14 protein-coding genes and 1 pseudogene are annotated in these 12,032 nt (G+C 65.8%); 7 read left to right on the top strand and 8 right to left on the bottom strand.

Going from position 1 to position 12,032, the window contains the following annotated elements; genetic code table 11:
• Nucleotides 1–6: 6 nt before the first annotated feature.
• Both B9C99_RS11000 and B9C99_RS10995 read left to right on the top strand, forming a co-directional pair.
• Entirely contained in the window at nt 7–648 is a 642-nt protein-coding gene (locus B9C99_RS11000) for a GyrI-like domain-containing protein (protein ID WP_088897873.1), read from the top strand.
• Complete coding sequence (locus B9C99_RS10995) at nt 648–1,142, top strand: NUDIX domain-containing protein (protein ID WP_088897872.1); 495 nt, start codon at nt 648–650, stop codon at nt 1,140–1,142. The genes B9C99_RS11000 and B9C99_RS10995 overlap by 1 nt, the downstream gene beginning before the upstream one ends.
• Here B9C99_RS10995 and B9C99_RS10990 read toward each other — a convergent pair.
• Nucleotides 1,124–1,726, bottom strand: coding sequence for a TetR/AcrR family transcriptional regulator (locus B9C99_RS10990; RefSeq protein WP_082937732.1), 603 nt, complete (start codon nt 1,724–1,726; stop codon nt 1,124–1,126). The genes B9C99_RS10995 and B9C99_RS10990 overlap by 19 nt on opposite strands.
• 289 nt (nt 1,727–2,015) lie before the next feature.
• On the opposite strand from B9C99_RS10990, the gene B9C99_RS10985 reads away from it, so the two are divergent.
• Nucleotides 2,016–3,242 (top strand): oxygenase MpaB family protein, encoded by a 1,227-nt coding sequence (locus tag B9C99_RS10985; protein ID WP_088897827.1) that lies wholly within the window; start codon nt 2,016–2,018, stop codon nt 3,240–3,242.
• Nucleotides 3,243–3,296: 54 nt separating this feature from the next.
• On the opposite strand, the gene B9C99_RS10980 is transcribed toward B9C99_RS10985, so the two are convergent.
• The 6 genes from B9C99_RS10980 to B9C99_RS10955 form a co-directional block, all read right to left on the bottom strand.
• On the bottom strand, nt 3,297–3,710 hold the full coding sequence (locus B9C99_RS10980) for a DUF302 domain-containing protein (RefSeq protein WP_016695660.1): 414 nt from the start codon (nt 3,708–3,710) through the stop codon (nt 3,297–3,299).
• Nucleotides 3,711–3,742: 32 nt separating this feature from the next.
• Nucleotides 3,743–4,012, bottom strand: coding sequence for a metal-sensitive transcriptional regulator (locus B9C99_RS10975; RefSeq protein ID WP_016695659.1), 270 nt, complete (start codon nt 4,010–4,012; stop codon nt 3,743–3,745).
• A gap of 79 nt (nt 4,013–4,091) precedes the next feature.
• Entirely contained in the window at nt 4,092–4,406 is a 315-nt protein-coding gene (locus B9C99_RS10970) for a rhodanese-like domain-containing protein (protein WP_064852828.1), read from the bottom strand.
• A gap of 57 nt (nt 4,407–4,463) precedes the next feature.
• Nucleotides 4,464–5,342, bottom strand: coding sequence for a sulfite exporter TauE/SafE family protein (locus B9C99_RS10965; RefSeq protein WP_088897826.1), 879 nt, complete (start codon nt 5,340–5,342; stop codon nt 4,464–4,466).
• Nucleotides 5,343–5,344: 2 nt separating this feature from the next.
• A complete protein-coding gene (locus B9C99_RS10960; RefSeq protein WP_064852759.1) occupies nt 5,345–5,941 on the bottom strand; it encodes a rhodanese-like domain-containing protein in 597 nt (198 codons plus the stop codon).
• Between the two features lie 116 nt (nt 5,942–6,057).
• Nucleotides 6,058–6,327: a metal-sensitive transcriptional regulator gene (locus B9C99_RS10955; RefSeq protein ID WP_016691287.1), complete on the bottom strand. Its 270-nt coding sequence runs from the start codon at nt 6,325–6,327 to the stop codon at nt 6,058–6,060.
• Nucleotides 6,328–6,466: 139 nt separating this feature from the next.
• On the opposite strand from B9C99_RS10955, the gene B9C99_RS10950 reads away from it, so the two are divergent.
• From B9C99_RS10950 to B9C99_RS10940, 3 genes and pseudogenes are all read left to right on the top strand, one after another.
• Nucleotides 6,467–7,846: a rhodanese-like domain-containing protein gene (locus B9C99_RS10950; protein ID WP_064852757.1), complete on the top strand. Its 1,380-nt coding sequence runs from the start codon at nt 6,467–6,469 to the stop codon at nt 7,844–7,846.
• A 31-nt stretch (nt 7,847–7,877) separates the two neighbouring features.
• Complete coding sequence (trxA, locus tag B9C99_RS10945; protein WP_016691289.1) at nt 7,878–8,252, top strand: thioredoxin; 375 nt, start codon at nt 7,878–7,880, stop codon at nt 8,250–8,252.
• 294 nt (nt 8,253–8,546) lie between these two features.
• Nucleotides 8,547–9,826 (top strand): annotated as a pseudogene (locus B9C99_RS10940) (MFS transporter).
• Nucleotides 9,827–9,829: 3 nt separating this feature from the next.
• Here the strand turns inward: B9C99_RS10940 and B9C99_RS10935 are convergent.
• A complete protein-coding gene (locus B9C99_RS10935; RefSeq protein WP_037189806.1) occupies nt 9,830–10,879 on the bottom strand; it encodes a patatin-like phospholipase family protein in 1,050 nt (349 codons plus the stop codon).
• Between the two features lie 165 nt (nt 10,880–11,044).
• Here B9C99_RS10935 and B9C99_RS10930 point away from each other — a divergent pair, with 165 nt between their 5' ends.
• Nucleotides 11,045–12,031, top strand: a complete 987-nt coding sequence (locus tag B9C99_RS10930; RefSeq protein ID WP_088897871.1) for an LLM class F420-dependent oxidoreductase — start codon at nt 11,045–11,047, stop codon at nt 12,029–12,031.
• Nucleotide 12,032 lies beyond the last annotated feature (1 nt).

The following is a 12,032-nucleotide window of genomic DNA, read 5'->3' as shown; positions in this document are numbered from 1 at the left end:
GCCGCCGTGGACAAATACGACATCAAGCGTGAGTACCGCGAGCTGTACTCGTGCTCGACCGAGGATTTCGTCGAGGTGCATGTTCCCGAGTTCGGTTACCTCGCCGTGGACGGCAAGGGTGATCCGAACGGTTCCGAGGAGTACGCCGATGCCGTCGAGGCCCTCTACGCGGTGGCGTACACCCTGAAGTTCACCTCCAAGAAGCAACTCGGCCGGGATTTCGTCGTCGGACCTCTCGAAGGTCTGTGGTGGAGCGAGGACATGACCACCTTCCTCACGCGGGACAAGGACTCCTGGTCGTGGCGCATGCTCATCGCGCAGCCTCCCTGGATCACCGACGACATGGTGAACGACGCGATCGAGGCTGCGGGCGACAAGGCCCGGGCGAAGAAGAAGCCGCTCCCGTCCCTGTCGCGTGTGCGGCCGTTCCGGCTGACGGAGGGCAGGGCGCTGCAGATCCTGCACATCGGACCGTACGACGACGAAGGCCCCGTCCTGCAGCGCCTGCACACGCAGGTGATGCCCGAACGAGGGTTGGCATTCGCCGGCGACCACCACGAGATCTACCTGTCCGACCCTCGCCGCACGGCCCCCGAGAAACTGAAAACGATTCTGCGTCAACCTGTCGCAGGTATACAGGAGCGATGATGGCCGCCACCAGTGCAGGTCTGCTGTTCTACCGCATCGACGAGACCGGTCTGCTCAGCGTGTGGCTCGTCCACCCCGGTGGTCCGTTCTGGAAGGGGAAGGACGAAGCGGCCTGGTCGGTGCCGAAGGGGGAGTACGACCCGGAGGAGGATCCCCGGGAGGTCGCCCTGCGCGAGTTCACCGAGGAATGCGGGATCGAACCGCCGGACGTACCGCTGTCGTTGCTCGGTCGCTACCGGCAGTCGTCCGGCAAGATCGTCAGCATCTACGCGGGAGAGACGACGGACGAGTTGCAGTTCGTCGAAAGCAACACGTGCGAGGTCGAATGGCCGCCGAAGTCCGGTAAGCGGATCACGATCCCGGAGGTCGACGATGCCCGGTGGGTCGTCGCCGCGGACGCCGAGACGAAGCTGCACAAGGGGCAGCGGCAGGTATTGGAAGCGCTGCGTGCGCGATTGGACGACGAAGGCCGGTACTACCGCGTCGAGCCGTAGTCCGGCAGCACCATCGGAACGAGGAACTGCCGGGCGATCGACGCGAGGGCCTCGTCGTCGTCGATGTCGACGACCTGGCTCGGCGTGGTGAGGAACGACGCCGACATACGGACGAGCATCTCTGCCACCAGGTCGGTGTTCAGGTCGGCAGCGACCGTTCCGGCGCGTTGTTCGCGCTGCAACTGCCCCGCGACGAAACGGCGGACAGCGGCGAGCATCGTTCCGTCGTCGCCACCGATCGCGCCGGCGAACAGCCCCGGTTCGGTCTCGAGCAGATTGCCGATCAGTCTGTTCGTGCGGATGACGCGCAGCGCGCTGACGAATCCGAGGACCACGCGGTCGGCCACGGTGTCGGCCTGGGCGATGTCCTCGAGGAAACGCAGGAAGTAGCGGCGGAACTCGCGCATGATGACCTCGTCGACGAGGGCATCCTTCGATTCGAACTTGCGGTACAGGGTGATTCGCGACAGCTTCGCGCGGCGGGCGATCTCCTCCATCGAGGAGCGTTGGATGCCGGTCCGGCAGAACTGGTCGTAGGCGGCATCGAGCAGACGCACACGAGTTTCGTCGATCTCGATACCCATGACGGATTCGTCCGGAAGGAGAAGTGCGTCCTGAAAAGCACGTTCCAGCAACGATGTCGATTCGGCAGGGGGCGGTGGGGAGGCGGGTGAGACCGCTCGGGAAATCGGCGACGCAGAATCCACATGTCCTCCTCGAAGTCCAGAGTTTACCGTCCCGGTCCTGTCGCCGACCATCCCGAGCAGTGACATTTCACGATCCATTGTGACCCGAGCCACAGTGTGGTTCGATGTTACAGAGAAACTCCGAATGTTTCATTGCTACATCCACGAGTCGTAGGGGAGCGACAGTATGGATAATCCGAGCAGGCGCGACGTTCTGAAAACCGGTGGCCTCCTGGGCGCATTGGGGGCGTTCGCGGTGGCGACACCGGCCCAGGCCCGGCCCTGGAGGTGGTCGCCGGCAGGATCGATACGGGGTACGGGGAGCGGTGCCGATCCACGACAGGTGTGGGACAACGAGGCCGACCCGCTCGTCGCCTCGTTGCTCGAGCGTGGCGACGTACCGAGGGTCAACGAGTTGCTGCGCACCTGGAAGAAGAACTCCCAGCCGTTGCCCGAAGGGCTTCCGAACGACCTGCGCGATTTCATGGAACACGCCCGGCAGCTTCCGTCCTGGGCCGATCCGGCGAAACTCGAGACGGCCGTTCGTTTCAACGAGAAGCGCGGGCTGTATCTCGGTGTCCTGTACGGATTCGTGAGCGGGATGATGAGCACGGTCATCCCGAAGGAAGCGCTGGCCGTCTACTACTCCAAGGGCGGCGCCAACATGAAGGGCCGTATCTCGAAGACGGCGAAGCTGGGTTACGACATCGGTTCTCGCAATGCATATCTCGGCGACGGCGAGATGACCGTCACGTCGGTGAAGACCAGACTCGTCCATGCCGGCGTGCGGCATCTGCTTCCGCAGTCCTCACACTGGGCCAATATGGCACCTGAGGACGTGCCGATCAGCCAGCACGACATGATGGTCACCTGGCACAGCCTGCCCACCAGCGTGATGCGCACCCTCAGGGAGTGGAAGGTTCCCATCCCGGCTGCGGGGGCCGAGGGATTCCTGCACTCGTGGCAGGTCAGCGCGCACATGCTCGGCATCGAGGATCAGTACATCCCGGCGACCTGGGACGACGCCGAATCCCAGGCGCAGGAGGTGCTCGATCCGATCCTGGCGCCCACACCCGAGGGCGTGAAACTCGCCGACATGCTGCTCGATCTCGGTAAGGGTCTGGACTTCTCGCTGTTGACCCGCCCGATCCTCGGTGCGCTGACACGGTTCGCTCTCGGCGACGAGGTCGCCGACTGGCTCCACATTCCGCGCGAACCCGTCTGGGGCACACTGCTCGACGTCGCGTGGGGCCCCTTCATCGCGGTACGCGAAGGGCTGTTGCCGCTCCCGTTGGCACCGGACGCCTACTGGACCTTCGACGAACTGCTGCGCCAGTTCGTCCTGCTGTACATGGGGGAACTGCGCCCGATCAGCATCGAGATCCCCGAATACAACAATCCCAACTATCCCTGACCCGTTCGGGGCGAGGGCCGGCACAGTCGCTGTGCCGGCCCTCGTGGTGTCGCTTCAGTTCTGTGCCGTATCCGCCTTCAAGGAATCGATGGCGGCCTGCAAAGCGGTGGTGGCGTCGTCGGCGACCTCCGCGAGTCCCGGCTGATCGGCGACCTGCACCATCATCTGTGGGTTCATCGCGTCGACCACCACGGTGTCGGGATCCTCGGGGTCGGTGCGGACCACGACGTTGCAGGGGAGCAAGAGCCCGATCTGCCGATCGACCGTCACCGCCCGGTGGGCGAGCGGCGGATTGCATGCACCGAGGATCATGTAATCCTCCAGCTCCTCACCGAGCTTGGCCTTCAGGGTGGCCTTCATGTCGATCTCGGTGAGAATGCCGAATCCCTGCCCGGCCAGTGCCTTGCGGGTGCGTTCGACCGCATCGTCGAACGAGGTATGCAGGGTGGTCGAGAGTGCGAGTGTCATGGGTGTCCTGCTTTCTCTCGGATGGGGAGGTGTCAAGCCAGGGCGAGGAAGAGCTTCTCGAGTTCGGCCTCGGTCATCGGCTCCTTGCCGTCCTGGGCCGTCTCGGTGAGACATTCCCGCAAACCGCTCGCCACAATCTTGAATCCGGCGCGGTCCAGAGCGCGGGAGACCGCGGCGAGCTGGGTTACGACATCCTTGCAGTCACGACCCTGTTCGATCATCGCGATCACTCCGCCGAGCTGACCCTGTGCGCGGCGCAGCCGGTTGAGTACCAGTGCGATGCTGTCTTCGTCGCCGACCATGGAGGCGTCCTTTCCTAGTTCTGTAGACCAGTGTACCCCCGGGGGTATCTGGTCGGAGTGTGAGTTGTGCGACCGATGCTCAGGCGGTGGGGCCGCGCCGGACCTCTCGGCCCGCAGTCACCCACGCTCTCGTCCCGCCGGCAACGGACACCGCGGGCCGTCCGGCCGATTCGAGGATCTCGGCTCCGCGCTTGCTCCGGTTTCCCGATGCGCAGATGACGTAGACGGTCTCTCCCGGAGATACCTCGCTCACACGGGCGGACAGTTCGGGGAGGGGGATCAACTGGGCGCCGGGAACGTGGCCCTGGATGTACTCGTAGTCCTCGCGGACATCGAGCACCGGAGCTCCGGACTCCCACGCCTGGATCAGAGCGGCAGTGTCGACTTCGTGCATGGTGAACTCCTCGGATCGGGTCCGTCGAGAATGGGTGAGCACTTCCGAGTCTTCCGCTCAGCCCGCCGCCACGGCGGCGCGAGGGCGTCCTCCGAGTCGTTGCAGCGGGCAGTGCTCCCTGCGGTTGCAGGCATAGGTAGCGCCGGCGGCAACGACGGTGAGTGCCGCCGCGGCGATGCCGACGCCGGGATGGATCTCCTGCGCGAGGATGACGGAGGACATGATCAGGACGAACCAGCCGAAGCTCTTGCGCAGGGTGTCCGGATCGACCAGTGAGGTCAGGCGGCCGCCGATGAGGCTGCCCACGACGGCGGCACCGGTGACCATCGCCGCCAGACGCCAGTCGATCTGCACTGTGGACAGGTAACCGCCGAGTCCGGCGAAGGACTTCATGGCGATCACGATCAGCGAGGTACCGACCGCGACCGGCATCGGCAGACCACCGAACAGCGCCAGAGCCGGGACGACGAGGAAGCCGCCGCCGGCGCCGACGAGGCCGGTGACCAGACCGACGACCACACCGTCGAGCAGGATCTTGCCCACGGGCATCGCGCGCTCGCCCTCGTCGGCCGCGGCTTTGTTCTTACGGCCACGGAGCATGGCGATCGCCGTGGCGATCATCATCACGGCGAAGCCGAGCAACAGGACGGTGCCGGGGATGAAGCGTGAGAGCAGACCACCGCCGTAGGCGCCGACCATGCCGGCCAGGCCGAACAGGATTCCGGTGCGCCACTGCACGCGGCCGGCGCGTGCGTGGGAGATCGCGCCGACCGCGCTCGTGACACCCACGACCAGCAGCGAAGTGGCAATCGCTTCCTTGGCGTCCATGCCTGCGACGTAAGCGAGTAGCGGGACGGTGAGAATCGAGCCTCCGCCACCGAGCAGTCCGAGGGTGACGCCGACGAGGACTGCCAGAGCTACGGTCAACGCGATCATGATCAGTTCCTCTCGGCGCGTTCTGTATTCGACCGGACCAGCTGCGCGACGATGCTCTGGGCATCACACGAGGCGCCGCGGTTGTAGGGCAGCTTGGACAGCAGCATGCCCATCGCGCAGGTGTTCGACAGTGCGGCGAAGGTCAACCCACCGCCGATTCCGGCGGCGAGCCACTTGAGCTTCGGCACGGCGATGCTGCCGAGAACCGAGCTCAGCACGAGCGAACCGGCGACGAGCCGGACCTGGCGTTCGAGATCCCAGCGTTCGGCGCCGCGGTTGACGGGCAGGCCGGCCGATTCCCAGCCGAGCATGCCGCCGGCGAGGATGTGGAGGTTGAACAATCCTGCCCCGCGCAGGGTCTCTTCGGCTTGACCGGCACGCTGTCCGGATCTGCATACCAGCACGACGTTCTCGTCGAAATGGGCACAGAACTCGTCGCGGTGCTCGCGCAGCAGGTCCAGGGGGACGTTGTAGGCGCCGGGAATGTGCACGGACTCGAACTCGCCCGGAGTGCGGACGTCGATGATCCGTACGTTCTTGCCGGAGTCGATCGACGCGTGCAAGGAGTTCGGGTCGACGGTGACAGCAGACTCGATCATGAATGGCCTTTCGATCGGGGAATCGGATGGGGCTGATAGAAGTGCCCCAGGGGGTATTCTTCGACTATCGTACACATACCCCCAGGGGTATACACAAGGAGTGTTGTCGTGTGAACTCAGGTGAGGCCGAGGAACAACTCCTCGAGTTCCTTCTCGGTGATGCGGTCGTCGCAGGCGGCGTCCTGTTCGTCGAGGATGCATCGGCGGAGCCGGTCCGAGATGATCTTGAATCCGGCGCGATGCAGCGCGTGGGATGTCGCTGCGAGCTGGATGACCACCTCGCGCAGATCGCGGTCGGTTTCGAGCATCGTGATAACCGCGGTGAGCTGGCCTTGTGCTCGGCGCAGGCGTCGCAGGGCGGCGGTATCGGCTTCCGGATTCTCCATCGGTAACTCCCTGCTCGATCCTGCGCTGCCGGGAAATCGAACCCGGATACCCCAGGGGGTACTTGACATACCCTAGGGGGTATATGCCACGATGTCTACATCGCCGGAACATCACCCGGATCCAGCAACGGAGGAATCCATGATTCTCGAGCAGTACTACATCGAGTGCCTCTCCCACGCGTCCTACCTCATCGGCGACGAGAGCACCGGCAGGGCGGTCGTGGTCGACCCCCGCCGCGACATCACCGAATACCTGTCCGACGCAAAGAAGTACGGGCTGACCATCGAAGGTGTGATCAACACCCACTTCCACGCCGACTTCGTCTCCGGCCACCTCGAACTGGTCGACGCCACAGGTGCGTGGATCGGATTCGGTGAAGCCGCCGAGACCGACTACCCGATCCGCCGGCTGAGCGACGGCGAGAAGCTCTCCCTCGGCGAGGTCGAACTCGAAATCCTGTCCACCCCGGGCCACACCTGGGAATCGATCTCGGTGTTGGTGCGCGAACACCCCGGCGCCGTCCCGACCGCGGTGCTCACCGGCGACTCCCTGTTCATCGGCGACGTCGGCCGTCCCGACCTGGTCAACCTCGGAGACGGCTCGACCAGCGATCTGGCGCGGGCCATGTACCACACCGTGCACGAGAAGTTGCTGACGCTGCCCGACGAGGTCGTCGTCATGCCCGCTCACGGCGCCGGTTCGTCGTGCGGAAAGAACCTGTCGACCGAACTCACCTCGACCATCGGGGAGCAGCGCGCCACGAATCCGTCCGTGCAACCGATGAGCGAGGACGACTTCGTCGCCCTGGTCACCGAAGGGCAGCCGGCCGCCCCGTCGTACTTCTCGGTCGACGCCGCGATGAACAAGCGGATGCACCCGCTTCTGCTGCAGGACCGCACCATTCCCGAGCTGAACCCCGAGCAGGTGAAGGCCGAACTCGAGGCCGGCACGCGTGTTCTCGATGCGAGAAGCGTCGACGATTTCGCCGCTGGGCATCTGCGCGGATCGGTCAACGTCGGGTTCGACGGGCGTTTCGCCGAGACCGGCGGCATGGTCGCCGAGGTCGGCGAGAAGATCGTGCTGATCACCTATCCCGGTGACGAGCAGGACGCCGCGGTGCGCCTGGCGCGAATCGGATCCGACGGTGCCGCAGGCTATCTGAACGTCGATCGGGACGGGACCTTCCCCGCGGAGCTGGCCGGCCTGATCGAGGCCGCACCCCGGACGACCGTCGAGGAACTCGACCGCTTGCTCGCCGCCGACGCGGTCACCCTCGTCGACATCCGCAACCCCGGTGAGCGCGAGTTCGGGACGATCCCGGGCGCGGTGCCGATCCCGTTGGCGCAGTTGCGGGCCCGTCTGGACCAGGTTCCCGCCGGCAAGCCGATCGTGGTGCACTGTGCCGGTGGATGGCGTTCGAGCGTGGCGGCTTCGCTGCTGCGGGCCCAGGGCTTCGAGAACGTCACGGACCTGCTCGGCGGCTACAACGCGTGGGCCGAATCTCACGTCCCTGCCTGATCATTCCGGCCCGGAGAAAGGAACGGAAACGATGACGACGAAGAACCTCACGATGGCGGACTTCGAATCCACCATCGTCGGCAACGATATCGTGCTCGTCGACTTCTGGGCGTCGTGGTGCGGCCCGTGCCGTGCCTTCGCCCCGGTCTTCGACAAGTCGTCGCAGGTACACCCCGAGATCGTGCATGCCAAGGTCGACACCGAGGCCGAGCAGCAGCTCGCCGCCATGGCGAACATCCGCTCGATTCCGACGATCATGGCATTCCGAGAAGGTGTGCTCGTCTACTCACAGCCCGGCGCGTTGCCGGCACCGGCTCTCGAGGACCTGATCACCCGGATCGAGGCCCTCGATATGACCGAGATCCACGACCAGGTTGCCGAACAACGCGCAGCCTCCCGCTCCTGACCCTTCGCCGGGTCCGTAGCGAACTCTCATCGAGGAGGACTCTCATGTGTTACCCCGTCGCCTGCCCGAACTGCGGAAAGACCGGATGGGGCGGATGCGGACAGCATGTCGACGCCGTCTTGCGTTCCGTGCCCGCCGCCGATCGCTGCACCTGCGGTCAGGACACCGTCCCGGCCCGCGCCGAGCGTCGAAGCGTGCGTTCGCTCTTCCGTCGCTGACCTCGGTCACAACCATGGAGACGGTGTCCGAACCGGAACCGGCCGTAGCCGTCGGCCCCGACCCGGAGGCCGGGACGTGAGCCCCAGGGCCACGCCCCGGCCTCCGGTGCTGGGCCTGCGGGCCAACGCCGCGCAGTTCACCCTGTTGGTGGTGGTCAACGCCCTGGTGGGAGGCATGGTCGGTCAGCAACAGGCCGTGCTGCCGCTGCTTGCCGAGAACGAATTCGGGCTGAGCGGTTACACATTCATTTTCACCTACGTGACCGCCTTCGGGATCACCAAGGCCGCCGCGAACTACTTTGCCGGGACCTTCTCCGACCGCTACGGACGCAAACCCGTGCTGCTGGTGGGATGGTTGTTCGCCCTGCCGGTACCTCTCATGCTGATTCTCGCCACCGACTGGTGGTGGGTGGTAGCCGCGAACGTACTGTTGGGTATCAACCAGGGGCTCACCTGGTCGACGACCGTGGTGATGAAGATCGATCTGGTCGGTCCGGCCCGGCGCGGTCTGGCCATGGGACTCAACGAAGCTGCAGGTTACGGCGCTGTCGCCGTGACATCACTGTTCGCCGGTCACCTGGCCGAGCAATTCGGTCTGCGCCCGGCACCCTTCCTGTTGGGGCTCGCGTACACAGCCCTGGCGTTGGTGTTGTCGGGTTTCTTCGTGAAGGAAACTCGGGATCACGCACTGCTCGACGCCGGGCAACATGTGGCCCGCGCCGACGGGATCCACGATCACCTTCACGCCGCCCTGACCGACCGTGAGATCGTGGCCCAGACCAGTCTTCGGGAACCCGCTCTGTCCTCGGCGAGTCAGGCGGGACTGGTCAACAACCTCAATTTCGGTCTCTCAGGGGGATTGTTCCCCTGTTGTTCGCCACCGCGGATCTCGCCGTTGCACAGATCGGCCTGCTGTTCGCCCTTTATCCAGGAGTGTGGGGCGCGGGACAATTGGTCACCGGAGCCTTTTCGGACCGGATCGGCCGGAAGCACCTGATCACCGCGGGAATGGCCGCACAGGCCGCCGCCCTGGCGGTCATCGCGCTGAGCGACGCATTCGCGGGCTGGGCGACCGGCACCGTACTGCTGGGCGCGGGCACCGCCATGGTCTATCCCGCCCTGCTGGCCGTGATCGGCGACGTCGTCCACCCGGTCTGGCGAGGCAGGGCCGTCGGCGTCTACCGCGTCTGGCGCGATCTCGGCTACGCGGTCGGGGCAGTCCTCGGCGGGATCGTCGCCGACCTGATGGGTCTGCACGCCGCCGTCGGAGTCGCTGCGGCCGTCAGCGCAACCTCCGCGCTGATCGTCGCTCTCCGGATGTACGAAACACACCGGCCGGTCGCCGCTGCTCGGTAGCAGTCAAGGCGAGCCGGGCTCGTCCGGTGACGAGTCGACAGAGATCTCGGGCCCCGGACCGGTGGGGGCGGAGGCCGCGATACCGGCACGATCGAGGGCGTCCTCGGCGACTGCGCGCCCCAGCGCGATCATCTCGGCCGCCTTGTGGAAGTCGAGACTTCGGCACGCGGTGCGCGGGACCTCCACGAGGATGTCGGGCGGATAGGCCGCCAGCTGGAACCGGGACAGCGCCGACTGCATGATGTCGAGCGACCGGTTCATCACCGCGACGCGTCCGAACTTCGGGATGAGCGCATCGTCGGCGTCGACGTCGCCAGTGTCCTCGGTGTCCTCCTCCGGCGGCTCGTCGTTCGCCGCATTGGTCGAGAACCGGTTGACCACCGACCGCACGATGTCGGTGTCGAGCATCTGGTTGGCGCTGCGCCGGAAACGTGCCTTCCATTCCTCGATGGGCCGTGCCTCGGAGCTGGCGTTCTCGGGTGATCGTGCCGAGCCCTGCTCCTCCCCACCGAGGCTGACTCCGATCGTGAGGTCGGCGGGCATGCCGACCGTCGGTGCGATCGGTAGGGGCGACAGGGTGCCGCCGTCGGTGAGGACGCGGCCGTTGAGTATCACCGGCGTGATGACACCGGGTATCGCGATGGACGCCCGGATCGCAGCGTGGACGGGACCTCGCTGGAACCAGACGGCGCGACCTGCTGCGAGGTCGGTGGCTACTGCGGTGAACGGAATCGGGAGTTCCTCGATCACCGCATCGCCGAGGATCTCCCGCATCTTGGACAGGATTCGTTCGGCGCGGATCGCGCCGGGGGCCGAGACCGACAGGTCGAGAAGGCGCACCACATCCATCTGGGACAGACCCGTGGCCCATTCGGTGTACGAGTCCATCGCGCCTGCCGCGTAGACGCCACCGACCAGCGCGCCCATCGAAGCGCCTGAGACTCCGACAATTTCGAGGCCACGTTCCTCGATCGCCCGGATGGCGCCGATATGGGCGTATCCGCGGGCACCGCCACTGCCGAGGGCGAGTGCCACGCGTGTCCGTCCGGCCATGGGTCCGATGGTACGCAGCACCCTCACCGATATCCGACGGGAGCGCAGTCGTCGTGTCGCGCACAGCGCCGGAGTTCGGAAGAATGTTCGGCGGTCGCACTGCACACTGGAGCCTGTGGGTGGATGGACGACATCGCGCCCCGTACCTATCAGCGAAGGAGCCGCATGCGTTTCGGACTGTTCGTTCCCCAGGGTTGGCGCCTGGACCTCGTCGGCATCGAGCCCTCCGATCAGTGGCAGGTGATGCGCGACCTAGCGGTCCGCGCCGATCGCGGCCCGTGGGAGTCGATCTGGGTGTACGACCACTTCCACACCGTCCCTGAACCCACCGACGAGGCCACCCACGAGGCATGGTCCCTCGTGTCGGCCTTCGCCGCCGTCACCGACCGTGTGCGCATCGGCCAGATGTGCACAGCCATGGCCTACCGCAACCCCGCCTACCTCGCGAAGGTCGCGGCGACCGCCGACATCATCTCCGGTGGTCGCATCGAGATGGGGATCGGTGGTGGATGGTACGAGCACGAATGGCGCGCATACGGTTACGGATTCCCGCCGGCGGGCGAGCGGCTGCGCCGGCTCGACGAGGGCGTGCAGATCTTCCGGCAGGCCTGGACCACCGGCTCCGCGACGCTCTCGGGCAGGCACTACACCGTCGACGGAGCCATCGTCCGTCCGCTTCCGCTGCAGGAGGGCGGCATTCCGCTGTGGATCGCCGGCGGCGGTGAGAAGGTGACCCTGAAGATCGCCGCGAAGTACGCGCAGTACACCAACTTCGACGGCACACCCGAAGGATTCGCGCGCAAATCGGAGATCCTGCGCGAGCACTGCGCCGAGGTCGGCACCGACTTCGACGCCATCGTGAGATCGGCCAACTACAACGTGGCGATCGGCCGCACCGAAGCCGAGGTGCAGGACCGACTCGAGGCACTGCGGGCCCGTCTCGAACCGATCGTCGGAGCGGAGAAGGCCGACGGGGCGCTCGACGCCTTCCGGGGGATGCCCGCCGTCGGCACTCCCGAGCAGATCGTCGAGAACCTGACCGCGCTGAAGAAGCAGGGACTCGAGTACGCGATCTTCTACGTTCCCGAAGCCGCCTACGACATCTCGGGGCTGGAACTGCTCGAGAAGGAAGTGCTCCCGCACCTCGCGTGAT

This window comes from Rhodococcus sp. BUPNP1, assembly GCF_002215235.1.
Classification (GTDB): domain Bacteria; phylum Actinomycetota; class Actinomycetes; order Mycobacteriales; family Mycobacteriaceae; genus Rhodococcus.
This window is presented reverse-complemented; position numbering and strand designations above follow the sequence as displayed.

Bases quoted from the DNA above. Each gene is read 5' to 3' on its own strand.
- B9C99_RS10995 (WP_088897872.1), top strand. From the start codon at position 648: ATGGCCGCCACCAGTGCAGGTCTGCTGTTCTACCGCATCGACGAGACC.
- B9C99_RS10990 (WP_082937732.1), bottom strand. From the start codon at position 1,726: ATGGGTATCGAGATCGACGAAACTCGTGTGCGTCTGCTCGATGCCGCC.
- B9C99_RS10985 (WP_088897827.1), top strand. From the start codon at position 2,016: ATGGATAATCCGAGCAGGCGCGACGTTCTGAAAACCGGTGGCCTCCTG.
- B9C99_RS10980 (WP_016695660.1), bottom strand. From the start codon at position 3,710: ATGACACTCGCACTCTCGACCACCCTGCATACCTCGTTCGACGATGCG.
- B9C99_RS10975 (WP_016695659.1), bottom strand. From the start codon at position 4,012: ATGGTCGGCGACGAAGACAGCATCGCACTGGTACTCAACCGGCTGCGC.
- B9C99_RS10970 (WP_064852828.1), bottom strand. From the start codon at position 4,406: ATGCACGAAGTCGACACTGCCGCTCTGATCCAGGCGTGGGAGTCCGGA.
- B9C99_RS10965 (WP_088897826.1), bottom strand. From the start codon at position 5,342: ATGATCGCGTTGACCGTAGCTCTGGCAGTCCTCGTCGGCGTCACCCTC.
- B9C99_RS10960 (WP_064852759.1), bottom strand. From the start codon at position 5,941: ATGATCGAGTCTGCTGTCACCGTCGACCCGAACTCCTTGCACGCGTCG.
- B9C99_RS10955 (WP_016691287.1), bottom strand. From the start codon at position 6,327: ATGGAGAATCCGGAAGCCGATACCGCCGCCCTGCGACGCCTGCGCCGA.
- B9C99_RS10950 (WP_064852757.1), top strand. From the start codon at position 6,467: ATGATTCTCGAGCAGTACTACATCGAGTGCCTCTCCCACGCGTCCTAC.
- trxA (WP_016691289.1), top strand. From the start codon at position 7,878: ATGACGACGAAGAACCTCACGATGGCGGACTTCGAATCCACCATCGTC.
- B9C99_RS10935 (WP_037189806.1), bottom strand. From the start codon at position 10,879: ATGGCCGGACGGACACGCGTGGCACTCGCCCTCGGCAGTGGCGGTGCC.
- B9C99_RS10930 (WP_088897871.1), top strand. From the start codon at position 11,045: ATGCGTTTCGGACTGTTCGTTCCCCAGGGTTGGCGCCTGGACCTCGTC.